The 23,010-nt window shown below is 61.7% G+C and carries 28 protein-coding genes; 10 read left to right on the top strand and 18 right to left on the bottom strand.

The features are described 5' to 3' along the window. Positions 1–21: 21 nt before the first annotated feature. Positions 22–744: a monofunctional biosynthetic peptidoglycan transglycosylase gene (mtgA, locus tag HKK57_RS07420; RefSeq protein ID WP_029300744.1), complete on the bottom strand. Its 723-nt coding sequence runs from the start codon at positions 742–744 to the stop codon at positions 22–24. A gap of 74 nt (positions 745–818) precedes the next feature. Here mtgA and HKK57_RS07415 point away from each other — a divergent pair, with 74 nt between their 5' ends. From HKK57_RS07415 to trmB, 4 genes are all read left to right on the top strand, one after another. Then, positions 819–1,199, top strand: coding sequence for a DUF423 domain-containing protein (locus HKK57_RS07415; protein WP_029300746.1), 381 nt, complete (start codon positions 819–821; stop codon positions 1,197–1,199). Between the two features lie 71 nt (positions 1,200–1,270). Beyond that, on the top strand, positions 1,271–1,471 hold the full coding sequence (gene thiS / locus HKK57_RS07410) for a sulfur carrier protein ThiS (protein ID WP_029300748.1): 201 nt from the start codon (positions 1,271–1,273) through the stop codon (positions 1,469–1,471). Positions 1,472–1,526: 55 nt separating this feature from the next. Then, positions 1,527–2,321, top strand: coding sequence for a thiazole synthase (locus HKK57_RS07405; RefSeq protein ID WP_169389985.1), 795 nt, complete (start codon positions 1,527–1,529; stop codon positions 2,319–2,321). Between the two features lie 9 nt (positions 2,322–2,330). Then, positions 2,331–3,056: a tRNA (guanosine(46)-N7)-methyltransferase TrmB gene (trmB, locus tag HKK57_RS07400; protein ID WP_029300750.1), complete on the top strand. Its 726-nt coding sequence runs from the start codon at positions 2,331–2,333 to the stop codon at positions 3,054–3,056. Positions 3,057–3,847: 791 nt separating this feature from the next. Here trmB and HKK57_RS07395 read toward each other — a convergent pair. From HKK57_RS07395 to HKK57_RS07355, 9 genes are all read right to left on the bottom strand, one after another. Then, positions 3,848–4,171 carry a DUF3392 domain-containing protein gene (locus HKK57_RS07395; protein WP_029300493.1) on the bottom strand — a complete coding sequence of 108 codons (324 nt, stop codon included), beginning with the start codon at positions 4,169–4,171 and terminating at the stop codon, positions 3,848–3,850. Positions 4,172–4,189: 18 nt separating this feature from the next. After that, on the bottom strand, positions 4,190–5,392 hold the full coding sequence (hemW, locus tag HKK57_RS07390) for a radical SAM family heme chaperone HemW (RefSeq protein ID WP_237150404.1): 1,203 nt from the start codon (positions 5,390–5,392) through the stop codon (positions 4,190–4,192). Continuing rightward, the gene (gene rdgB / locus HKK57_RS07385; protein ID WP_029300489.1) at positions 5,389–5,985 is read right to left on the bottom strand and encodes an RdgB/HAM1 family non-canonical purine NTP pyrophosphatase; all 597 of its coding nucleotides are present in this window, start codon (positions 5,983–5,985) and stop codon (positions 5,389–5,391) included. Before rdgB ends, hemW begins: the two co-directional genes overlap by 4 nt. Continuing rightward, entirely contained in the window at positions 5,982–6,416 is a 435-nt protein-coding gene (locus HKK57_RS07380; protein ID WP_029300487.1) for a DUF4426 domain-containing protein, read from the bottom strand. The genes rdgB and HKK57_RS07380 overlap by 4 nt, the downstream gene beginning before the upstream one ends. A 21-nt stretch (positions 6,417–6,437) precedes the next feature. Further along, positions 6,438–7,058 (bottom strand): methionine biosynthesis protein MetW, encoded by a 621-nt coding sequence (gene metW, locus HKK57_RS07375; protein WP_029300485.1) that lies wholly within the window; start codon positions 7,056–7,058, stop codon positions 6,438–6,440. A 7-nt stretch (positions 7,059–7,065) separates the two neighbouring features. Continuing rightward, positions 7,066–8,205 (bottom strand): homoserine O-succinyltransferase MetX, encoded by a 1,140-nt coding sequence (metX, locus tag HKK57_RS07370; RefSeq protein ID WP_029300483.1) that lies wholly within the window; start codon positions 8,203–8,205, stop codon positions 7,066–7,068. A 162-nt stretch (positions 8,206–8,367) separates the two neighbouring features. Then, positions 8,368–8,958 carry a YggT family protein gene (locus HKK57_RS07365; RefSeq protein WP_029300481.1) on the bottom strand — a complete coding sequence of 197 codons (591 nt, stop codon included), beginning with the start codon at positions 8,956–8,958 and terminating at the stop codon, positions 8,368–8,370. Between the two features lie 9 nt (positions 8,959–8,967). Then, positions 8,968–9,786, bottom strand: a complete 819-nt coding sequence (proC, locus tag HKK57_RS07360; RefSeq protein ID WP_169389984.1) for a pyrroline-5-carboxylate reductase — start codon at positions 9,784–9,786, stop codon at positions 8,968–8,970. Between the two features lie 33 nt (positions 9,787–9,819). Then, the gene (locus HKK57_RS07355) at positions 9,820–10,506 is read right to left on the bottom strand and encodes a YggS family pyridoxal phosphate-dependent enzyme (RefSeq protein WP_029300479.1); all 687 of its coding nucleotides are present in this window, start codon (positions 10,504–10,506) and stop codon (positions 9,820–9,822) included. A gap of 57 nt (positions 10,507–10,563) precedes the next feature. Between HKK57_RS07355 and HKK57_RS07350 the strand changes: the two genes are divergently transcribed. Next, a complete protein-coding gene (locus HKK57_RS07350) occupies positions 10,564–11,598 on the top strand; it encodes a type IV pilus twitching motility protein PilT (protein WP_092231125.1) in 1,035 nt (344 codons plus the stop codon). A 140-nt stretch (positions 11,599–11,738) separates the two neighbouring features. Here HKK57_RS07350 and HKK57_RS07345 read toward each other — a convergent pair whose 3' ends face one another. Beyond that, positions 11,739–12,374 carry a C40 family peptidase gene (locus HKK57_RS07345; RefSeq protein ID WP_092231123.1) on the bottom strand — a complete coding sequence of 212 codons (636 nt, stop codon included), beginning with the start codon at positions 12,372–12,374 and terminating at the stop codon, positions 11,739–11,741. A 249-nt stretch (positions 12,375–12,623) separates the two neighbouring features. Here HKK57_RS07345 and HKK57_RS07340 point away from each other — a divergent pair, with 249 nt between their 5' ends. Further along, on the top strand, positions 12,624–13,052 hold the full coding sequence (locus HKK57_RS07340; protein WP_029300473.1) for an NINE protein: 429 nt from the start codon (positions 12,624–12,626) through the stop codon (positions 13,050–13,052). Between the two features lie 145 nt (positions 13,053–13,197). Here HKK57_RS07340 and HKK57_RS07335 read toward each other — a convergent pair whose 3' ends face one another. The 7 genes from HKK57_RS07335 to gshB all read right to left on the bottom strand — a co-directional run bounded on the left by HKK57_RS07335 (position 13,198) and on the right by gshB (position 19,211). Then, positions 13,198–14,469: a dihydroorotase gene (locus tag HKK57_RS07335; RefSeq protein WP_104911123.1), complete on the bottom strand. Its 1,272-nt coding sequence runs from the start codon at positions 14,467–14,469 to the stop codon at positions 13,198–13,200. Beyond that, on the bottom strand, positions 14,466–15,470 hold the full coding sequence (locus HKK57_RS07330) for an aspartate carbamoyltransferase catalytic subunit (protein ID WP_029300469.1): 1,005 nt from the start codon (positions 15,468–15,470) through the stop codon (positions 14,466–14,468). Before HKK57_RS07330 ends, HKK57_RS07335 begins: the two co-directional genes overlap by 4 nt. A gap of 24 nt (positions 15,471–15,494) precedes the next feature. Beyond that, positions 15,495–16,001, bottom strand: a complete 507-nt coding sequence (gene pyrR / locus HKK57_RS07325; protein WP_029300467.1) for a bifunctional pyr operon transcriptional regulator/uracil phosphoribosyltransferase PyrR — start codon at positions 15,999–16,001, stop codon at positions 15,495–15,497. An 82-nt stretch (positions 16,002–16,083) separates the two neighbouring features. Further along, the gene (gene ruvX, locus HKK57_RS07320) at positions 16,084–16,521 is read right to left on the bottom strand and encodes a Holliday junction resolvase RuvX (RefSeq protein ID WP_005792259.1); all 438 of its coding nucleotides are present in this window, start codon (positions 16,519–16,521) and stop codon (positions 16,084–16,086) included. Next, complete coding sequence (locus HKK57_RS07315; RefSeq protein ID WP_029300463.1) at positions 16,521–17,090, bottom strand: YqgE/AlgH family protein; 570 nt, start codon at positions 17,088–17,090, stop codon at positions 16,521–16,523. The genes ruvX and HKK57_RS07315 overlap by 1 nt, the downstream gene beginning before the upstream one ends. Before the next feature lie 190 nt (positions 17,091–17,280). After that, positions 17,281–18,180: an energy transducer TonB gene (locus HKK57_RS07310; protein WP_029300459.1), complete on the bottom strand. Its 900-nt coding sequence runs from the start codon at positions 18,178–18,180 to the stop codon at positions 17,281–17,283. 77 nt (positions 18,181–18,257) lie between these two features. Further along, positions 18,258–19,211, bottom strand: coding sequence for a glutathione synthase (gene gshB / locus HKK57_RS07305; RefSeq protein WP_029300457.1), 954 nt, complete (start codon positions 19,209–19,211; stop codon positions 18,258–18,260). Positions 19,212–19,450: 239 nt separating this feature from the next. Between gshB and pilG the strand changes: the two genes are divergently transcribed. Genes pilG through HKK57_RS07285 form a run of 4 tightly spaced genes read left to right on the top strand, consistent with a single transcriptional unit; the run spans position 19,451 to position 22,865 of the window. Beyond that, positions 19,451–19,858: a twitching motility response regulator PilG gene (gene pilG / locus HKK57_RS07300; protein WP_029300456.1), complete on the top strand. Its 408-nt coding sequence runs from the start codon at positions 19,451–19,453 to the stop codon at positions 19,856–19,858. 44 nt (positions 19,859–19,902) lie between these two features. Continuing rightward, a complete protein-coding gene (gene pilH / locus HKK57_RS07295; RefSeq protein WP_029300454.1) occupies positions 19,903–20,268 on the top strand; it encodes a twitching motility response regulator PilH in 366 nt (121 codons plus the stop codon). A gap of 12 nt (positions 20,269–20,280) precedes the next feature. Then, the gene (locus HKK57_RS07290; RefSeq protein WP_029300451.1) at positions 20,281–20,817 is read left to right on the top strand and encodes a chemotaxis protein CheW; all 537 of its coding nucleotides are present in this window, start codon (positions 20,281–20,283) and stop codon (positions 20,815–20,817) included. After that, positions 20,814–22,865, top strand: coding sequence for a methyl-accepting chemotaxis protein (locus HKK57_RS07285; RefSeq protein WP_070993972.1), 2,052 nt, complete (start codon positions 20,814–20,816; stop codon positions 22,863–22,865). Before HKK57_RS07290 ends, HKK57_RS07285 begins: the two co-directional genes overlap by 4 nt. Positions 22,866–23,010 lie beyond the last annotated feature (145 nt).

Below are 23,010 nucleotides of genomic sequence, written 5' to 3'. Positions count from 1 at the left end.
AGGAGCCGGCTTTGTGTGGCGTCAATTGGACCACGGCGCCTTTCGCGTGGTGTTCAGCTCATTCAAGTAGCCCGTGCCGCCCAGCTGGCCCATCTGCTGGCGAATCCAAGCCGCCCGCCGCGCCACATACGCGGTTGGGTGGCTGGCACTCCAAGCCCGCGGATTAGGCAGCACTGCGGCCAGATAGCTGGCCTGCTGCCGCGAAAGCCCCTTGGCACTCACCCCGAAATGGTGTCGCGCTGCGGCCTCTGCGCCAAACACCCCCTCATCCCACTCCACGCTGTTCAAGTACACCTCAAGGATCCGTTGCTTGGGCCAGAGGATCTCGATCAATCCGGTAAACCAGGCTTCCAGGCCCTTGCGCAGATAACTGCGGCCTGCCCACAGGAACAGGTTCTTCGACACCTGCTGGCTCAGCGTGCTGGCGCCACGCAGCGAGCCGCCGCGCTCGTTATGCAGCAGGGCGGCCTGGATCGCGCCAAAGTCAAAACCCCAATGCTGCGGGAAACGCTGGTCTTCGCCGGCCATGACCGCCAATTTCAGGTCATCGGAGATCTCGTCCCACGGCACCCAACTGCGTTGCAGGTCAATAGGCTCGCCGTCGACCCAGGATTCGATCTTGCGCTCGACCATCAGCGCGGTGAACGGTGGCGGGACGACACGAAACAGCAGCACCAGCAAAACACTGGCGATGACGAACCATTTCACGACTTTGAGAAAACGACTGAAGAGGACACGCAGCATAGAGATGGCTTGGCCGAACCCGTTGAGCGGGCCATTATACAGACCCGGCCCTTTGAGTCTGACTGGAGTTCCTCATGCTGCGTGGCTTTCTGATGTTGGCTGCCTTTTTCGGTTTTACCGGTGTTGCCCTCGGCGCGTTCGCTGCCCATGGCCTGAAAAAAAGCCTGAGTGCTGAATACCTGGCGATTTTCCATACCGGCGTGACTTACCAACTGGTGCATGCCCTGGCGTTGTTTGGCGTGGCCTTGCTGGCGGCGCATATTCCCGGGCGCCTGGTGATGTGGGCGGGGGTGTCGTTCAGCATCGGTATCCTGTTGTTCTCCGGTAGCCTGTATCTGCTGACTACCGTCGGCATCGGCAAACTGGGGATCATCACCCCGTTTGGCGGCCTGGCATTCCTGATTGGCTGGCTGTGCCTGGGGCTCGCCGCCTGGCGCCTGCAACTGACCGCCTGACGCTTGTAGCTGACCTTCAGGTCACGATCAGGCTAGAATGCTGGCCCCTAAAAACGATGGCGGCCCGTGGCATGCGCATTCAATTGAACGGCGAATCCTATGAACTGCCCGACGGTGAAACCGTCGCGGCCCTGCTGACCCGTCTGGAACTGACCGGGCGTCGCGTCGCAGTGGAGCTCAACCAGGATATCGTGCCGCGTAGCCAGCACACCGAAACCGCCCTTGCCGAAGGCGACCAGGTCGAAGTGGTCCACGCCATCGGCGGCGGCTAGCCCTGGGGCAACTACCCGAATTCTGCAGAACCTCACCCCAACTCGAGGATTTCCCATGAGCATCGTTCGTAGCGACAAGCCCTTCGTCCTGGCCGGTCGTACCTACCAGTCGCGTTTGCTGGTAGGCACCGGTAAATACCGCGACATGGAAGAAACCCGCCTGGCTATCGAAGCCTCGGGCGCCGAGATCGTGACGGTGGCGGTGCGCCGCACCAACATCGGCCAGAACCCGGGCGAACCGAACTTGCTGGATATCCTGCCGCCGGATCGCTACACCATCCTGCCCAACACCGCCGGTTGCTACGACGCCATCGAAGCCGTGCGCACTTGCCGCCTGGCCCGTGAGCTGCTCGACGGCCACAACCTGGTGAAGCTGGAAGTGCTGGCTGATCAGAAAACCCTGTTCCCCAACGTGATCGAAACCCTCAAGGCCGCTGAAACCCTGGTCAAGGAAGGTTTTGACGTGATGGTCTACACCAGCGATGACCCGATCATCGCGCGCCAACTGGCCGAAATCGGCTGCATCGCGGTCATGCCGCTGGCCGGCCTGATCGGTACTGGCCTGGGGATCTGCAACCCGTACAACCTGCAGATCATCCTTGAAGAAGCGGAGATCCCGGTGCTGGTGGATGCCGGCGTCGGTACCGCGTCCGACGCCACTATCGCCATGGAGCTGGGCTGCGAGGCGGTGCTGATGAACTCCGCTATCGCCAACGCGCAACAGCCGATCATGATGGCCGAAGCCATGAAACACGCGATTGTCGCCGGCCGCCTGGCGTACCTCGCCGGGCGTATGCCGAAAAAACTTTACGCCAGCGCCTCCTCGCCGCTGGATGGTCTGATCAAGTAAGAGCCATTGATGACTGAATCAAACGAAACGCCGAACCCCGTGGAAGAAGGCGACGAGTCCAAGCACCGCCGCATCAAAAGCTTTGTGATGCGTGCCGGGCGCATGACCGAAGGCCAGCAAAAGGGCCTGGACCAGGGCACGCCGTTGTTCGTCCTGCCCCTGGCCGATGCGCCGGTGGACTTCGACCAGGTGTTTGGCCGTTCGGCCCCGCGCTCCCTGGAAATCGGCTTCGGCATGGGCCATTCCCTGCTGGAAATGGCCGCAGCGTCGCCCGAGCAAGATTTTATCGGCGTGGAAGTCCACCGTCCGGGCGTAGGTGCATTGCTTAACGGCGTGCTGACTCAGGGCCTGAAAAACCTGCGTGTCTACGACTGCGACGCGATCGAAGTGCTCAACCGCTGCATTGCCGACAACAGCCTCGACCGCCTGATGCTGTTTTTCCCGGATCCATGGCACAAGAGCCGCCACCACAAGCGCCGCATCGTCCAGGCCTCCTTCGCGGAACTGGTACGCAGCAAGCTGAAAGTGGGCGGCATCCTGCACATGGCCACCGACTGGGAACCTTACGCGGAGTACATGCTGGAAGTGATGAACGTCGCCCCTGGCTACCGCAACCTGGCCGAAGACGGTCAATGCGTGCCACGCCCGGCCGAGCGCCCGATCACCAAGTTCGAACGCCGTGGCGAGCGATTGGGGCATGGGGTTTGGGATTTGAAGTTCGAAAAGCTGGCTTGACCAGCTAGAAGACTGAAATGCGATCAACTGTAGGAGCGAGCTTGCTCGCGAAAAACGGACAGGCGACGCGGGCTACCTGATAGCTCGTCGTTATCGTTGACGTTCTTCGCGAGCAAGCTCGCTCCTACAGTTTTTTGGTGGTGGGCTTTTGGTCAGTCCCGGCCGAGTGCCCGATCACCAGCATGGGATTTGAAGTTCGAAAAGCTGGCTTGACCAGCTAGAAGACTGAAATGCGATCAACTGTAGGAGCGAGCTTGCTCGCGAAAAACGGACAGGCGACGCGGGCTACCTGATAGCTCGTCGTTATCGTTGACGTTCTTCGCGAGCAAGCTCGCTCCTACAGTTTTTTGGTGTTGGGCTTTTAGTCAGTCCCGGCCGAGCGCCCGATCACCAGCATGGGATTTGAAGTTCGAAAAACTGGCTTGATCAGCTAGAAGACTGAAATGCGATCAACTGTAGGAGCGAGCTTGCTCGCGAAAAACGGGCAGGCGACACGGGCTACCTGATAGCTCGGCGTTATCGTTGACGTTCTTCGCGAGCAAGCTCGCTCCTACAGTTTTTTGGTGTTGGGGGTTTGGTCAGTCCCGGCCGAGCGCCCGATCACCAGCATGGGATTTGAAGTTCAAAAAGCTGGCTTGATCAGCTAGAAGACTGAAATGCGATCAACTGTAGGAGCGAGCTTGCTCGCGAAAAACGGACAGGCGACGCGGGCTACCTGATAGCTCGGCGTTATCGTTGACGTTCTTCGCGAGCAAGCTCGCTCCTACAGTTTTTTGGTGGTGGGCTTTTAGTCAGCGGCGGTCGGCAACCACGCCAATCAACACCAGCACCACCAGCAACACCGGCGCCAAACTGTAGTTATTGAACTGGCTCAACCCCCGCACAATCCACGGCGTGGCGTAGATCAGCGCGGCACCGCTGCCGATCATGCACAGCAGGGCCATCAACGGTACGCGCAAGGCGCCGGCGATGTTGCCCAGGCGCGCTTCGACCCAGCCCTTGATGTCGGCGCCGAACAGCACCAGCAAGCAGCCGACAAGCGCCAGGGATATTTCTGACAGGTTACTGCGGCTCCAGCGGGATACGGTGGCAAGCAGGTCGAGTACCAGATCCATTCGATTTCCTTAGAGCGATCAGCTCAAAAACTTCTGCAGCAGGTCATTGAGAAAGAGTTGCCCACGGTCGGTGGCCGCCAGGCGTGACGGTTCGACCTGCAATAAGCCACTTTGTTCTGCCTCGCGTCGGGCCTCGTCCAGGCTGGCCAGGTCCAGGCCCGTGCGTTCGGCGTAAAGCCTGGCTTCAACGCCGTCGGTAAGGCGCAGGGCGTTCATCAGGAACTCGAAAGGCAACTCTTCGTTGGTCAGCTCTTTCATGCCTGCCTGAAAGCTTTTGGCCGGGTTGAGGTAGTCCTTTGGTGCGCGAGTCTTCCAGGTGCGCACGATGCGCCCGTCAGGATGGCTGAGCTTGCCGTGGGCGCCGGCACCGATGCCAATAAAGTCGCCAAAGCTCCAGTAGTTGAGGTTATGCCGTGCGGGGCGACCCGGCTGGGCATAGGCCGAAACTTCGTACTGGGCGTATCCGTGGGCGGCGAGCAGGGCTTGGCCGGCTTCCTGGATATCCCACAGGGTGTCGTCTTCCGGCAGCGTCGGCGGCTGGTTCCAGAACACTGTGTTGGGTTCCAGGGTCAGTTGGTACCACGACAGGTGGGTCGGCTTGAGGGCGATGGCCTGGCACAGGTCGCTCAAGGCATCGTCCAGGGATTGATCGGGCAAACCGTGCATCAGGTCCAGGTTGAAGTTATCGAACCCGGCCTGGCGCGCCATGCCGGCGGCGCGCACGGCTTCGTCGCCGTTGTGAATGCGGCCCAGGGCCTTGAGCTTTTCCTGCTGGAAACTCTGGATGCCGATGGACAGGCGGTTGATCCCCAGCTTGCGGTAGGCGACGAACTTCTCTTGCTCGAAGGTGCCGGGGTTGGCTTCCAGGGTGATCTCGATGTCGCGGGCAAACGGTATGCGTTGCTCCACGCCCTCCAGCAATCGGCCCAGCGCCGCAGCACTGAACAGGCTTGGCGTGCCGCCGCCAAAGAAGATCGAGCTCAACTCGCGGCCATACACCGCGTGCAGATCCTGATCCAGGTCCGCCAGCAACGCATCGACATACTCTTGCTCCGGCAGCACCTTACTGGCGGTGTGGGAGTTGAAGTCGCAATAGGGGCATTTACGCACGCACCACGGGATGTGGATGTACAGCGCCAGGGGCGGCAGCACTGGCAGGGCCGCCCGAGGTGTTTGCGCGCCACCGAGGATCAGTGGCTGCGCGGAGGTGTTCTGGGTCATTTCAAGCCCAGACGCTGGCGCAGCAAAGCCATTGCGCGGGCGCGGTGGCTGATCTGGTTCTTGTCGGCCGGACTCAGTTCGGCGCTGGAGACATTGCGCTCCGGCACCCAGAACAGCGGGTCATAGCCAAACCCATGCTCGCCACTGGCGGCATGCAGGATGCGCCCGTGCCACAGGCCTTCGCAGAGAATCGGCAGCGGGTCATCGGCATGCCGCACCAGGGCCAGCACGCACACGAACTGCGCGCCACGCATCGCGTCCGGTACATCCTTGAGCGCGTCCAGCAACTTGGCATTGTTCGCCGCGTCGCCTTTGCCGTCGGCATACCGCGCCGAATAGATGCCAGGGGCGCCGCCGAGGAAGTCCACGGCCAGGCCAGAATCGTCGGCCAGTGCCGGCAGGCCGGAAATGCGCGCGGCATTGCGGGCCTTGAGGATGGCGTTTTCGACGAACGACAGGCCGGTTTCTTCAGGTTCCACCTGGCTGAACTCGCCAATCGAGCGCAATTGCACCGATTCGCCGAGCATGGCCTGGAGTTCCTTGAGTTTGCCGGCGTTGTGGCTGGCCAGTACGAGTTGTGTCAGGTTCATTATTCGGCCGGGAACAGTTCTTGGGTGAAACTGAAACCGTGGGCCTTGCCGCCGGTTTCAACATTGATGGTAAAGGTGCGGAATTCCTGCTGCGGCACCGAGTAGGGGGCGAGGTAGTAGATCGCGCCTTTTTCGGTGATCTGCTTGAACGTCAGCATTTCGCTCTTGCCGGTCAAGTCCTTGATCGTGCCGGTCACTTGCGCGGCCACAGGCTCCACGCCCTTGATCACCGAGACATTGATCATGCCCTTGTTCTTGCTGCGCACCACGCCCACGGCCTGGGCCGTCTCGGGTTGCAGGAAGCTGGAGGTGAAGGTGCTGTAGTGCACGGTGATATCACCAAACGCCTTCTGCCGGTTACTGTCGATAGGGCCGGCGGCCATGGCGCTGGCGCCCAGGCAGGCGGTGAGTAGAAAAATAGCCAGGCGACTCATGATCGTCCTCCTCGAAAATGGTTAGACGGCAATCTGATGATCGGTCAGGCCAGGACTGCTGACCCGGTAAATTCCGATTTCACCCAAAAGATTAGGCCATAGCTTACTCGCCCAGCCGTGGCGATGCTGTTGATCGACGGCCAGGCGGTTGATGACCTTGGCTTCACGCCCACTGCACAACGCCTCGAAATCTTCGAAGGTGCAGAAGTGAATGTTCGGCGTGTTGTACCAGGTGTACGGCAGGAAATCCGATACCGGCATCCGGCCCTTGGTGGCCAGGTACCAGCGGCAGCGCCAGTGGCCGAAATTGGGGAAGGTGATGATGCATTGGCGGCCGACGCGCAACATCTCGTCGAGAATCCGATCCGGGTAGTGCACGGCCTGCAGGGCCTGGGTCATCACCACGATATCGAAGCTGTTGCTGGCAAAGTTGCCCAGGCCCTTGTCCAGGTCCTGCTCGATCACGTTGATGCCCTTGGCCACACACTGGGCGATGTTGTCCGGGTCGTTTTCCAGGCCATAGCCGGTGACTTGCTTGTTGTCGCGCAGCCAGCTCAGCAGTTCGCCATCGCCGCAACCCAGGTCGAGCACGCGGCTGCCGGCGGGGATCCAGTCTTGGATGATTTCCAGGTCGGCTCTCATGGCTTTCTCACAATGTAATGCGGTTCATGTAGTTGCTGAACGCCTGCAGGTAGCGCGGGATCGGGATCAGGAAGGCGTCGTGGCCTTGCGGTGCATCGATCTCCAGGTAGCACACGTCTTTGCGGGCGGCCATCAGCGCATCCACCAGTTCCCGCGAGCGGGCCGGAGAGAAGCGCCAGTCGGTGGTGAACGACATCACGCAGAACTTGGCGGTGGCACCCTCGAAGGTCTTTGCCAGGTCGTCATCAAAGTTTGCCGCCGGGTCGAAGTAGTCCAGGGCCTTGGTCATCAGCAGGTAGGTGTTGGCGTCGAAACGCCCGGAGAACTCCTCGCCCTGGTAACGCAGGTAGCTTTCGACCTGGAATTCGACGCTGTGGAAGTCGTAGTTGAGCTTCTCGCTCTTGAGCCCGCGGCCGAATTTCTCGCCCATGGAGTCATCCGACAGGTAGGTGATATGCCCGACCATCCGCGCCAGCATCAAGCCGCGCTTGGGGATCACCCCGGCTTCCTGGAACGAACCACCGTGGAACTCGGGGTCGGTGAGGATTGCCTGGCGCGCCACTTCGTTGAACGCGATGTTCTGCGCCGACAACTTGGGGGCCGAGGCGATGGCCAGGCAATGGCGCACGCGGTCGGGGTAAGTGATGGTCCATTGCAGCGCCTGCATGCCGCCCAGGCTGCCGCCGATCACCGCTGCCCATCGGCTTATGCCGAGCAGGTCGGCCAGGCGCGCCTGGCTGTGCACCCAGTCTTCCACGGTCAGCACCGGGAAGTCGGCGCCGAACGGCTTGCCGGTCTCCGGGTTGAGGCTGCTGGGGCCGGTGGAGCCGTTGCAGCCGCCGAGGTTGTTCAGGCTGACCACAAAGAACTTATTGGTGTCGATGGGCTTGCCGGGGCCGATGCAACTGTCCCACCAGCCGGGCTTGCGCTCGTCGGCGCTGTGGTAGCCGGCGGCGTGGTGATGGCCAGAAAGGGCGTGGCAGATCAGCACGGCATTGCTCGCCGTGGCGTTCAGCTGGCCGTAGGTTTCATAGATCAGGTCATAGGCCGGCAGCGATCGACCGCAGGCCAGGGCCAGGGGTTCGCTGAAGTGCGCCACTTGGGGCACGACCAGTCCAACAGAATCGGGGGGGAAGGCAGCTGGCATCGACCCTGCTCTCGTTTAAATGAGGCGTAAGTCTAAAGAGCGGGGGGGCCAGCGGCAAGCGAACCTTGTCCTGGCTGATGACGGCTTGTTTCTGTGGGAGCCAGCTTGCCGGCGATGGCGTTTTCGCGGGTGCCATCGCCGGCAAGCCGGCTCCTACAAAGGTCAGATCAGCAGGCGCAGGATGTCCGGCATCATGGTCATCGCCGCCAGGTTGTTGATCACCAGCATGTCCAGGAGCTTGAGCACCATGAACGCGAGGATCGGCGAGATATCCAGGCCGCCCAGGTTCGGCAGGATCTTGCGGAACGGCGCCAGGGCCGGCTCGCAGATCTGGTTGACCAGCTCGGCGCCAGGGTTATGGCTGCCCGGTGCGACCCAGGACAGGATCACGCTGATGATCAGGGCGAAGAAGAAAATCTTCAGGAACAGCGCGGTCACGCCGATCAAGGCCCAGACCAGCAGTTGCAGGAAGTTGCCGGTGGTGCCGTAGGTCAGCAGCAGCGTCAGGGCCATCAGCGCCAGTTGGACCAGGATCGCCAGGACCAGCGACGACATGTCCAGGCCGAACAGGCTCGGGATCACCCGGCGCAAGGGCTTGAGCAGCGGCTGGGTGGCCTTCACGGCGAATTGGCAGAGCGGGTTATAGAAGTTGGCGCGTACCAGTTGCAGGACAAAACGCAACAGTACGATCAGCAGATACAGGCTGCCGAGGGTTTGCAGCACGTAGACGGCTGCGGTGTTCAAACCAATCATATTGGCTCCTTATTGACCCAGTTGTTCGGCCAGTTCGGCCGAGCGGTGCGCGGCGGCACCCAGTGCTTTTTCGACCAGGGCTTCAAAGCCCCCGGCCTGGAACGATTCGATGGCAGCCTGCGTGGTGCCATTGGGCGAGGTCACGCGACGACGCAACTCGGCCGCGTCCACATCGCTGGACACCACCATATGTGCGGCGCCGAGGGCGGTTTGCTGAGTCAGTTGCTCGGCGATTTCCCGTGGCAGGCCCAGCTTCACGCCAGCCGCGGTCATGGCTTCGACCAGCAGGAAGAAATACGCCGGGCCACTGCCGGACACGGCGGTGACGGCGTCCAGTTGCTGTTCTTCGTCCAGCCACAGGGCCACACCCACGGCCGACAACAGCTCCTGGGCCTGCTCACGTTGCTCGGCGCTCACTTGGGTGGTGGCGTACAGGCCGCTGACGCCTTGGCGCAGCAGTGATGGCGTGTTGGGCATGCAACGTACGATGGGCTGGGCGCCGAGCCAGTTGTTCATGCTGGCGCAATTGATGCCGGCGGCAATCGACACCACCAGTTGTTGCGTTGCCAGGCTTGGGCGCAACGCTTCGCACACGGCTTTCATGGCCTGTGGCTTGACCGCCAGCACAATCACGTCGACGCCCTGGATGGCTTCGGCGTTGTCGGCAAAGGTTTCGATACCGTGCTCGGCGCTCACCCGGGCGCGGGTCTCGGCGCCCGGATCGCTGGCGCGAATCTGCGAAGCGTCCAGGCCCTTGGCCCGCAGGCCGCCGATCAGGCTGGCCGCCATGTTACCGGCGCCGATAAAGGCTATACGCGTGCTGCTCATGACAGGTCCTTACTCAGATGGAAGTCAGCCATTTCACGGCTGGCCGTAGTCGCGGGCACCAAACAGGGCGGTACCGATCCGCACCCACGTGGCCCCTTGGGCAATGGCCGACTCAAGGTCATGGCTCATGCCCATGGAAAGTGTGTCGAGCCCCAGGTTCAGGCTCGCTTGCAAGTCACGCACCTTCGCAAACGCCGCATCTTGCTGGGCACGGTCGTCGGTGGGCTCGGGGATCGCCATCAGGCCACGCAGCTTCAAGCGCGGCAGGGCCTGGATCGCCTCGGCCAGCGCTGGCAAGTCGGCGGGTGTACAGCCGGACTTGCTGGCTTCGCCACTGACATTGACCTGAACGCAGATATTGAGCGGCGGCAGGTCGGCCGGGCGTTGCTCCGACAGCCGTTGGGCGATTTTCAGGCGGTCCACGGAATGCACCCAAGCGAAGTTCTCGGCGATAGCGCGCGTCTTGTTCGATTGAATGGGGCCGATGAAGTGCCAACTCAAGGGCAGGTCGGTTAATTCGGCTTGTTTGCCGAGGGCTTCCTGCAAGTAGTTTTCACCGAAGTCATGCATCCCGGCGGCATAGGCTTCGCGCACGGCTTGCGCCGGCTTGGTCTTGCTGACCGCCAGCAAATGCACGCTGGATTCATCGCGCTGCACGGCCTGGGCCGCAGCACGGATCCGCTGACTAACCAGGCCAATATTGTCTGCTATGGTCGACATTCAAGTTGCGCCCGTGGATATGGAGTCCGCGGCATTCTACTGGAAATGGATAGCCCTATGGACATCACTGAACTGCTGACCGCCAGCGTCAGCCGGGGCGCCTCCGACCTGCATCTGTCGGCAGGGTTGGCGCCGAGGATGCGAGTCGATGGCGAGGTTGTGCCACTCGACTGGCCCCCATTGAGTGCTACGCAAGTAGCGGACTTACTCAGCCCGATCATGAATAAACACCAGCAAAAGGATTTCGAAACATCTCTTGAAACGGATTTTTCCTTCGAGTTGCCCGGTGTGGCGCGCTTTCGCGCCAATGTGTTCCAGCAGCACCGAGGGATGGGCGCGGTGTTTCGCGCGATTCCCTCCCGGGTGCAGAGCCTGGAAAGCCTGGGGCTGGGCGACGTGTTCCGGCGCATCGCCGAACTGCCCAGGGGGTTGGTGCTGGTGACCGGGGCCACGGGCTCGGGCAAGTCCACCACCCTGGCGGCGATGATCGATTACCTCAACAACACCCGTCAGCAACACATCCTGACCCTTGAAGACCCTATCGAATTTGTCCATGAACCGCGCACGGCGCTGATCAGCCAGCGCCAGGTGCATCGCGATACCCACAGTTTCTCCGCCGCCCTGCGTTCTGCGCTGCGCGAAGACCCGGATGTGATCCTGGTCGGCGAGTTGCGCGACCTGGAAACCATCCGCCTGGCCCTGACGGCGGCTGAAACCGGGCACTTGGTGTTTGGCACCCTGCACACCAGTTCGGCGGCAAAGACCGTGGACCGGCTGGTGGATGTGTTCCCCGCGGGGGAAAAGGCCATGGTCCGCTCGATGCTCTCGGAGTCGCTGCAGGCGGTGGTTTCCCAGGTGTTGCTGAAAAAAGTCGGCGGCGGGCGCGTGGCGGCCCATGAAATCATGCTCGGTACACCGGCGATCCGTAACCTGATCCGCGAGGACAAGGTGGCGCAGTTGTACTCGGCGATCCAGACGGGTGGGGCGTTGGGGATGAAGACGTTGGATATGAGCTTGAAGGGGCTGGTGAGTCAGGGGCTGGTCAGCCGCGAAGAGGCGCAGCAGAAGGCGAGGGTGCCTACCGACATGTGAGGTCTTGCGGGCAATAAAAATCAAATGTGGGAGCGGGCTTGCTCGCGAATGCGGTGTGCCAGTCACCCTCTTTGGTGGCTGATCTATTGCATTCGCGAGCAAGCCCGCTCCCACATGGTTTACCGCATTTCAGGCTTGAATCAGCGTTGCACAATGCGCAGGTTGTTCTGCTCTTTAGGCAGCACGCGCTTGGCAATCACGTAGTTCTTGTTCCAGAACGGCTTTTTCAGGGTGTCGATGCTGACCGACTTGCCACGGCGCGGCGCGTGGATAAAACGGTCGTTGCCCAGGTAGATGGCTACATGGTTGACCTGGCGGCTCTTGAGCTTGAAGAACAATAGGTCGCCGGGCTTCAAATCCTTGCGATCAACCTTCTGCCCGTGGCCACTGGCCATTGCATTGGAGGTGCGTGGCAAATCCACCGCAGCCACATCATTGAAGGCGTATTTCACCAGGCCGCTGCAATCAAAGCCTTTACTTGGGCTGCTGCCGCCCCAACGATAAGGAGTACCCAGCACGTTTACGGCACGGCTGAGGACTTTGCTGCTTTGCTGGTTATTGCTCGCTACCAGGCCGGAAACTGCTTTACCGTGGGCCTTGCTCACTTGAGTCGGGCGCTTGACGGTGAGTTTTACCGATTTGGCAGAGTTGGTAGTGGCGTGAACTTTAGGGGTGAAACCATTAACGTTCGGAAGTCGTTGCTCACGATTGGTGGCGTGGGCGGCCAGTGGCATTAATAGGCAAATGGTTAGCCATGTCTTTAAAAATGGTCGCATAAGGCAGGCTCTTGTTGGTTTGCGCGCAACTTTATAACAGCTTTTAGTGTCTTTCTCAGGCCGTTTGTCGACTGAACCTTGACGTCAAAATCAGGAAAACCGCGACGAACTGTCGCAATTGTCCTACACAAGTCAGGCGGCATAAGGCTTTGAGGGGAGCGACGATATCATTTGCCGTACGTCGGGTGCCTGTAAAAAAGTCACAAAGAAACCAGAAATATTTATCTATCGAGGCAAAAGAGGTCATTCATGAACACCTATCGACAGGGCGTTTCGCAACAGGACACCCACAGCAAGATGATCGGTTACCTGCTCTGGATCTTCGGATTCACCGGGGCGCACCGCTTCTATTACGGCAAGCCGGTGACCGGGACGATCTGGTTCTTCACCTTTGGTTTGCTGGGCATTGGCTGGTTAATCGACCTGTTTCTGATCCCGGCAATGGACCGCGAAGCCGACCTGCGTTTTACCGCCGGGCCCATTGAATACAACGTGGCCTGGATTCTGTTGGCGTTTCTTGGGGTGTTTGGCTTGCACCGCATGTATCAGGGCAAATGGCTCACCGGCCTGTTGTACTTGGTGACCGGAGGCTTGTTCCTGATTGGCGTGCTGTATGACTTCTGGACGCTGAACACGCAGATTTCGGTGCGCAATGCCGAGCGGCTGGGCGGTCGATAAGCGCAGGTCCTGAACTGTAGGAGCGGGCTTGTGTGGGAGCTGGCTTGCCTGCGATTGCATCACCTCAGTGTCACTGACACACCGAGGTGCCTGTATCGCAGGCAAGCCAGCTCCCACATTTTGACCGTGTCCGCTTTGGATCGGATCAAGCCTGGTAGCTGATCCGCCCATCCACCAGGGTGTAACGCACATTCGCCGGCAAGCTATGCCCGATGAATGGGCAGTTTTCACCCCTGGACAACCATTGCTCGCCGGCGACAGTGGAACTGGCTGGATCAAACAGCACCAGATCCGCCGCCGAACCCACCGCCAGCTTGCCCGCCGGCAGGCGCAGCGCTTGCGCCGGGCCTGAACTCAGGCGTGCGAGCAACGTTGGCAGGTCGAGCAAACCATCCTCCACCAGCGTCATCGCCAACGGCAGCAGCAGTTCGACGCTGCTGATCCCAGGCTCTGTGGCGCCAAACGGTGCCAGCTTGGCATCCCGTTCGTGGGGTTGGTGATGGCTGGAGATCGCCGAAACCACCCCCGACTTCACCGCCGCACGCAAACCATCACGGTCGGCGCGGGTGCGCAGGGGTGGTTGTACGTGGTACAGGCTGGAGAAGTCGATCAGCGCCTCATCCGTCAGGATCAGCTGGTACAACGCCACATCGGCGGTCACCGGCAGGCCACGGGCCTGGGCCTGGGCAATCAGGGCCACGCCACGGGCGCTGGTCAATTGGCTGAAGTGCGCGCGTACGCCGCTTTGTTCCACCAACAGCAGGTCACGGGCCAGGGCCACGGTTTCTGCGGTTTCCGGGATGCCCGCAAGGCCGAGGAAGCTGGCGGTGGGGCCTTCGTGGGCCAGGCCGCCTTCGGCCAGGTCGTGGTCCTGGGAGTGGAAGATCACGGTCAGATCGAAGGTGGCGGCGTATTCCAGGGCCCGGCACAGGGTGCGGGTGCTGCGAAAACTCTCCAGGCCATTGCCGAAGGCTACGCAGCCGGCGTCACGCAGGGCAATCAGCTCGGCCAGTTGCTCGCCATCCAGGCCTTTGCTCAGGGCGCCGATGGGGAACACTTTGCAATTGCCGGCCTCGCGGGCGCGGTCGAGGATCAGCTCGGCCACGGCCGAGGTGTCCAGCACCGGTTTGGTTTGCGGTGGGCAGCACAGGCTAGTGACACCGCCTGCAGCCGCGGCGCGGGTTTCGCTGGCGATGCTGCCTTTGCGGCTGTAGCCCGGCTCGCGCAGGGCGACGTTCAGGTCTACCAGGCCGGGCGCGGCGACCAGGCCTTTGGCGTCGATGCTCTCGACCGGGCTGAAACCACTGGGGGCGGCGCCGATGGCAATGATCTTGCCGGCTTCCAGGTGCAGATCGGTGACTTGATCCAGGCCGCTGGCCGGATCGATGACTCGGGCGCCGAGAATGCTGAGCTTCACTGGGCCTTCTCCTGCTCGAATTGACGTTGGGCAGTTTGCCCGCTCATGGCCATGGACAGTACGGCCATGCGTACCGCGATGCCGTAGGTGACCTGGTTGAGAATCACCGAGTGCGGGCCGTCGGCCACCGCCGACTCAATCTCCACCCCACGGTTGATCGGGCCAGGGTGCATGACAATCGCATCCGGCTTGGCGCCTGCCAGGCGCGCGGTGGTCAGGCCGAACAGGCGGTAGAACTCACCTTCGCTGGGCAGCAGGCCACCGGCCATGCGCTCGCGTTGCAGGCGCAGCATGATCACCACATCCACGTCCTTCAGGCCTTCGGTCATGTCGGTGTAGACCTTGACCCCGTATTGCTCGATGCCGATAGGCAGCAGGGTTTTCGGCGCGATCACGCGGATATCCGGGCAGCCGAGGGTTTTCAGGGCCAGCATGTTCGAGCGCGCCACCCGCGAGTGCAGGATGTCGCCAACGATGGCCACCGAGAGGTTTTCGAAGCCACCCTTGTGCCGACGGATGGTGAGCATGTCGAGCATGCCCTGGGTCGGGTGGGCGTGACGGCCATCGCCGCCGTTGATGATCGCCACCTGTGGGCACACGTGCTCGGCAATAAAGTGCGCCGCGCCCGAGTCGCCATGGCGCACCACGAACATGTCGGCCGCCATGGCCTCCAGGTTGCGCAGGGTGTCGAGCAGGGTTTCGCCCTTGCTCGCCGACGAGGTGGAGACGTTCAGGGTGATCACGTCGGCTGACAGGCGTTGGGCCGCCAGCTCGAAGGTGGTGCGGGTGCGTGTCGAGTTCTCGAAGAACACGTTGCAAATGGTTTTGCCGCGCAGCAGCGGGACTTTCTTCACCGCCCGGCCGCCGACTTCAAGGAACGAGTCGGCAGTGTCGAGGATTTCGGTGAGCAATTCGCGGGGCAGGCCGTCGAGGGACAGGAAGTGTTGCAGCTGGCCCTGAGCGTTGAGCTGCAGCGGGCGCTTGGCATCTAGAGGCGTCATCGCGGGGACTCTTTACAAGGCGGTTTAAAGGGCGAGGTCTTGCAGTTCGAGTTCGAGCGGCGTGGGACCGGACAATTTTACCCGCTGTTGGGCTGAAAGCGACAGGGTGGCACCCACCACATCCGGGCTGATCGGCAGTTCGCCAGCCTCGAGGTCGAGCAGGCAGACCAGGGTGATACTGGCCGGGCGGCCGTAGTCGAACAGCTCGTTCATGGCTGCACGAATGGTACGCCCGCTCATCAGCACGTCATCGATCAGTACCAGGTGCTGGCCTTCGATTTCAAAGGGCAGCGCAGACGGGCGCACTTGCGGGTGCAGGCCGTTCTGGCTGAAGTCATCGCGGTAGAAGGACACATCCAGGGTGCCCAGGGGCGAGTCACTGCCCAGCTCTTGCAGCAACGCCTGGGCGACCCACACGCCACCGGTACGGATACCGATGAAACGCGGCTCGCTGATGGCGCGGTGTTGCAGATGGGTCGTGAGGCTCGTCGCCATCTGACGGATCAGTTCGGCGGGATTGGGCAGGCTCATGGTGGCTCCTTCAAGGGCTCGGGCAGCGTGACGCTGGCAAAGTCCGGGCTCAAACGTAAGAAGACGCGGCAAGCCGCGTCAGTCAGGATTCAAATAAAGCGGTGTTTTCATCCAGCCAGCCCTGCAGCAGCAAGGCGGCGGCAATGGCGTCGACCGGGTTGTCGCGGTAGCTGCCTTTCTGCCCGCCACGATCGCGACGCTCACCCTTGGCCTCGAAGGTCGTCAGGCGCTCATCGTGGGTATAGAAGGGCAGGTTGTAGCGGCCGTTGAGGCGGCGGGCGAACTTTTCGGCGCGCAAGCACATGTCGCTGGGGGTGCCGTCCATGTTCAGCGGCAGGCCGACCACCACCGCGTCGGGCTTCCACTCCTTGATCAAGGCTTCGACCTGATTCCAGTCCGGGATGCCGTTTTGTGCCTTTAAGGTACACAGCTCGCGGGCCTGGCCGGTGATGACCTGGCCCACGGCAACGCCAATCTGCTTGGTGCCGTAGTCAAACCCGAGGATCAGTCGCAGGGCCATCAGGCGTGCCCCGCCTGGCTGGTCAGCAGGTTGAGGTTGATCCCCAGTTGCTTTGCAGCGGCATTGAGGCGCAGCTCGCTGGCGGTATTGAACAGAATGTCGGCATCGAAGGGGCACGTCAGCCAGGCATTGTTGGCCAACTCTTCTTCCAGTTGCCCGGCTTCCCACCCTGCGTAACCCAGGGTGATCAGGCTCTGCTGCGGGCCGGCGCCATCAGCGATGGCAAACAGCACGTCCTGGGAGGTGGACAAGGACACGCCATCGAGGTCGACGGTTGCCTGGAACGTCGGGCCGCTGGGGTGCAGGACAAAGCCCCGGTCAGTCTGCACCGGGCCACCGAAATAGATCGGCACCGCCTGGCAACTGGCGGGTGGGTCGATCTCCGGGCGCAGTTGCTCAAGGATATCGGCCAGGTTCAGGTCCTGCGGGCGGTTGACCACCAACCCCATGGCGCCATTGGCCGTGTGCTCGACGATATAGGTCAAGGTGTGCGCAAAGTTCGGGTCGGCCATATGGGGCATGGCGATCAGGAATTGGTGCTTGAGGTAAGTCGGGCTGACATTTTTCATGTCCGCTAGTGTGGCGTTGGAGGGGCGAACTGACAAGCTGGGGATGTGTAGGAAATCGGTTGGCGGGTTTGTTTGGGCTGTAGGAGCGAGCTTGCTCGCGAAGATCGTCAACGATAACGCGGGCAGTCAGAATGCACGCGGTGGCCTCAGGTTATTCGCGAGCAAGCTCGCTCCTGCACCGCTGGGCTGATCAGTTGCTGGAAAGGCGGTCGCCCTTGGCAAAGCGCCAGGTGCGGATGATTTCCAGGCGGTCGATATCATTCAGGTCGCCGGTAAACGGGGCGAACGGTGCGGCCAGGCGCACGATGCGTTGCGCCGCCTGGTCCAGCAAGGGCTGGCCGGACGACTCCAGCACCAGCACTTCATATAAGGAGCCGTCGCGGTTGATCGACACCAGCAGGCGCAGGTTGCCGTAGATCTGCTGGCGCCGGGCCTCGTCCGGGTAGTTCAGGTTGCCGATGCGCTCGACCTTCTTGCGCCATTCGTCCTTATACCAGGCGCCTTTGTCGCGCATGGTGGAGGCGGCGTTGAGCCGGTAGATGCGCGGGCGTTTGGCATACAGCTGTTGCTCGTTGGCCAGTTCGGCCTCCAGGCTGGAGATTTCGCTGGAAAGTTGCGAGCTGTCGAAAGTCGGTGCGGGTTTGCTTGGCGCAGGCTCAGTCTTCACGGCTTCGCGCTGGGTCGCGGCCTTCTGGGGTTTTGGCGCAATGGTGGCGACGGCGGCCTTGGGCGCGGCCTGCTTGACCTCGGGCTTGGCCACCGGAGGCGGCGTGACCTTATTGATCTTGTTGTCCTGGAAGGGCGCCACTTCGGTGGTCTTGGGCACTGCCTTTTTGTCCAGGGTGCCGCTGCCCTGCTGATTGTCCTGGGCCAGGAAGTCAGCCTTTTCGGGCTTCTTCTCACTTTTGAAGGTGGCGAGGGTGATTTCCAGGGTCTTGCTGATTTGCTGGGGTTCGACGAACGTGAAGCCCAGGCCGAGGATCAACGCCAAATGAATCAGCGCTGCCAGAAATAGGGTAAATCCGAGCCGATCAGCCGGGCGTACGCCGCTGTGGCTGAATTCGGGGGGCAGGTCGGACGGAAGCGTCATAACAGGAAAACCAACATCGCGCGTTTCACAGGTGGGGCATGATAGCGCAATGTTGGCTGACCTCCGGCTGTTCTATGTCACTTGGCTTGTAGCTTGTCGGCAATCGCTGCCATGAGCATTTCGCCGATGTTGGTGCCGAACGCGTTGTCTATTTCGCGGATACAGGTCGGGCTGGTGACGTTGATTTCCGTGAGGTGCTCACCAATTACGTCAAGTCCTACGAACAGCAGGCCTTTCTCCCGCAGGGTCGGGCCAACCTGGGCGGCGATCCAACGGTCCTTGTCGCTCAGCGGACGGGCCTCGCCACGCCCACCCGCCGCGAGGTTGCCACGGGTCTCGCCGGCCGCCGGGATACGTGCCAGGCAGTAATCCACCGGCTCGCCGTCGATCATCAGGATGCGCTTGTCGCCATCCTTGATCGCCGGCAGGTAGGCCTGGCCCATGATCTGCTGGGTGCCCAGGGCCGTCAGGGTCTCAAGGATCACCGACAGATTGGGGTCGCCTGCGCGGTGACGGAAGATCGAGGTGCCGCCCATGCCGTCCAGCGGCTTGAGGATCACATCGCCGTGCTTGGCGGCAAATTCACGCAGCACGTCGGCGCGGCGGCTGACCACGGTGGGCGGCGTGCACTGCGGGAACAGCGTGGCGAACAACTTCTCGTTGCAGTCGCGCAGGCTCTGGGGCTTGTTGACGATCAGCACACCGGCACGCTCGGCCTGCTCCAGCAGGTAGGTGGAGTAGACGAACTCCATGTCGAACGGCGGATCCTTGCGCATCAGGATCACGTCCAGGTCGCTCAGGGGGCTGTCGATCTCGTCTTGCAGTTCAAACCACTTTTCAGGGTTGGCGAACACCTGCAGGGGACGCATCCGCGCCCGCGCTTCGCCGTCGCCCTGGTAAAGGTCGCGCTGTTCCATATAGAACAGGGTCCAGCCGCGGGCCTGGGCGGCCAGCAGCATGGCCAGCGAGCTATCCTTTTTATAGGAAATGCTGGCGATAGGGTCCATGACAATGCCGACGCGAACGCTCATGGGGGATTTCCTCTAGCAAATAAGGGCGCATAAAAGTGGCGTCAGAGTGGCGCTGCGGCTGTTGTGGGTCAAGGAAAAACCACCTTGCCGGTCGGCCGATAGATTGCCTCCCCAGTCTGTGCTAAAAAGGCTGCCATGGCGTGTCGGCCCTTGCACGGCAAGGGTTTTGGCGCTCGTCCCAGGCAGCATCCGGCAGTACACACCGAAAACCGATTCGCTGTGGCGATGGTAGAGCAGATATGGAACAGCATTCCAACGCCTTGAAAGTGATGGTGATCGACGATTCGAAAACGATTCGCCGCACCGCTGAAACGCTGTTGAAGAACGTAGGGTGCGAAGTCATCACGGCCATCGACGGTTTTGATGCCCTGGCCAGGATCGTTGACCATCACCCGCACATCATCTTTGTCGACATCATGATGCCGCGCCTGGATGGCTATCAGACCTGCGCCCTGGTCAAGAACAACCCGGCGTTCAAGGACATCCCGGTGATCATGCTGTCGTCCAGGGATGGCCTGTTCGACAAGGCCAAGGGGCGCATCGTCGGCGTCGATCAATTTTTGACCAAGCCTTTCAGCAAGGAAGAACTGCTGAGTGCGATCAAGGCCTATGTGCCGGGTTTCGCCGCAGTAGAACAAGCACATTGACCCAGCCCCCAGGGCTTGCGTCAACCAATGTAGTGGGGAAAACCATGGCACGCGTTCTGATCGTCGACGATTCGCCGACTGAAATGTACAAACTGACCGGCATGCTGGAAAAGCACGGGCACCAGGTCCTCAAGGCCGAAAATGGCGCCGACGGCGTGGCCCTGGCCCGCCAGGAAAAACCCGATGCGGTGTTGATGGACATCGTCATGCCCGGCCTCAATGGCTTCCAGGCCACGCGCCAGTTGTCCAAGGAGCCGGAAACCAACGGCATCCCGATCATCATCGTCACCACCAAGGATCAGGAAACCGACAAGATCTGGGGTGCACGCCAGGGCGCCAAGGCGTACCTGACCAAGCCGGTGGAAGAAGACAAGCTGATCGAAGTCCTGAACTCGGTGCTCAAACCCTGACGGCACGCTCCCATGACCGAGTCGCAAACTGCCTTTGAGCTGCTGCTGGACATCGACCGCCGCTGCCGCCTGTTGGCCGCTGACCTGCCGTCCCAGGAAACCCGGTCGCACAGTTGGAGCGGCATCGGCTTTCGCCTGGGCGGGCATTGGTATGTAGCGCCCATGGGCGAAGTTGCCGAAGTGCTGCATGAGCCGCGTTGCACCCTGATGCCCGGGGTCAAGCCTTGGGTCCGGGGCGTGGCCAACCTGCGCGGGCGCTTGCTGCCGGTGATCAACCTGTGCGGGTTTTTCGGCTATGAGCTGTCGACCGCACGCAAGCAGCGCCGGGTGCTGGTGATTGAACACGAAGACACCTTTGTCGGCCTGTTGGTGGATGAAGTGGTCGGCCTGCAGCATTTTGCCCAGGACCTGTTGCGCCCGGTATCCGCCAGTGTGCCCGCCGCCAGCGCTGCATTTATCCAAGGCCAGTTCAGCGGCGAGCCGCTGTGGCAGGTCTTCAGCCCTTTCGCCCTGGCCCAGGCCCCGGGCTTTCTGGATGTTGCCGCATGAGCACCGCCACGCCCGTCAAACCGCAGGAAGCCTCCCGTAGCCGTTCGCAGATCATCGTGCTGTTTATTGCGCTGATCATCTTCATCATGCTGCTGTTCGCCAACTTCGCGTACCTCAACACCCAGTCCACCTATGACAAGCAGTACATCGGCCACGCCGGCGAGCTGCGGGTGCTGTCCCAGCGCATTGCCAAGAACGCCACCGAGGCGGCGGCCGGCAAGGCCGCTGCGTTCAGGCTGTTGAGCGAGGCGCGCAATGATTTTGCCCAGCGCTGGGGCTACCTGAAAAAAGGCGACCCGGCCACCGGCCTGCCCGCCGCGCCCAGTGCCGTGCGCAGCGAAATGCGCGCCGTGCAGCATGATTGGGAAGCCTTGCTGAAGAACACCGATGTGATCCTGGCCAGTGAGCAGACGGTGCTGTCCCTGCATCAAGTGGCGGCGACCCTGGCCGAAACCGTGCCGCAATTGCAGCTGGAGTCGGAAAAGGTAGTCGAGATCCTGCTGCAGCGCGGTGCACCTGCCAGCCAGGTGGCCGTGGCCCAGCGCCAATCGTTGTTGGCCGAGCGCATTTTGGGAGCAGTCAACACGGTGCTGGCCGGGGATGACACGGCGGTCAAGGCCGCCGACGCCTTTGGCCGCGATGCCAACCGTTTTGGCCAGGTCCTGGCCGGTATGCTCCAGGGCAGCGCTGGCCTGAAGATCAGCGAGGTGCAAGACCCCGACGCCCGTGCGCGCCTGGCGGAGATTGCCGAGCTGTTCGAATTTGTCTCGGGCTCCGTGGATGAAATCCTCGAAACGTCGCCGCAACTGTTCCAGGTGCGCGCCTCGGCGAGCAATATCTTCAGCCTCTCGCAGACCCTGCTCGATGAGGCTTCGCACCTGGCCACCGGTTTTGAAAACCTGGCGGGCGGGCGCACCCTCGACACCATCGGCGGCTATGTCCTGGGCTTGCTGGCGCTGGCGTCAATCATCCTGATCGGCCTGGTGATGGTGCGCGAAACCAATCGCCAACTGCGTGAAACCGCCGAGAAAAACGAACGCAACCAGAACGCGATCATGCGCCTGCTGGACGAAATCGAAGACCTGGCCGACGGCGACCTCACCGTGACCGCCTCGGTGACTGAAGACTTCACCGGCACCATCGCCGATTCCATCAACTATTCGGTGGACCAGTTGCGCGACCTGGTGGCGACCATCAACCTCACCGCCGGTGAAGTGGCTGGCGCCGTGCAGGAAACCCAGGCTACCGCCATGCACCTGGCCCAGGCCTCGGAACACCAGGCCCAGCAGATCGCCGAAGCCTCCACCGCGATCAATCAGATGGCCCAATCCATCGACCAGGTGTCGGCCAATGCCGCCGAGTCCTCGGCCGTGGCCGAACGGTCGGTGGAGATCGCCAACAAGGGCAACGAGGTGGTGCACAACACCATCCACGGCATGGACAACATTCGCGAACAGATCCAGGACACCGCCAAGCGCATCAAACGCCTGGGCGAGTCATCCCAGGAGATTGGCGATATCGTCAGCCTGATCGACGACATTGCCGAGCAGACCAACATCCTCGCCCTCAACGCCGCGATCCAGGCGAGCATGGCCGGCGATGCCGGGCGCGGCTTTGCAGTGGTGGCCGACGAAGTGCAACGCCTGGCCGAACGCTCTTCGGCGGCCACCCGGCAGATCGAGAACCTGGTGCGGGCGATCCAGACCGATACCAACGAAGCCGTGATCTCCATGGAGCAGACCACCACCGAAGTGGTGCGTGGCGCGCGGCTGGCCCAGGACGCCGGGGTGGCCCTGGAAGAAATCGAAGGGGTGTCCAAGACCCTGGCCGCGCTGATCCAGAGCATCTCCAACGCCGCGCAGCAGCAAACCTCGTCGGCGGGGCAGATCTCCCTGACCATGAACGTGATCCAGCAGATCACCAGCCAGACCTCATCGGGCTCCACGGCCACCGCCGAGAGCATCGGCAACCTGGCGAAAATGGCCAGCCAGTTGCGGCGTTCGGTATCGGGCTTCACCTTGCCGCCCGTGCGCAAGACCCATGAATGACATGCCGCTTAAAAGCCTGCACAAAACCCCTGTGGGAGCGGGCTTGCCCGCGATAGCGGTGGGCCAGTCGATAGAAGTGGCGACTGATACTGCGCTATCGCAGGCAAGCCAGCTCCCACATTTCCATTGCGGTGTTAACTCACTC

It is taken from the genome of Pseudomonas sp. ADAK21, from assembly GCF_012935735.1.
GTDB lineage: Bacteria > Pseudomonadota > Gammaproteobacteria > Pseudomonadales > Pseudomonadaceae > Aquipseudomonas > Aquipseudomonas proteolytica.
This window is presented reverse-complemented; position numbering and strand designations above follow the sequence as displayed.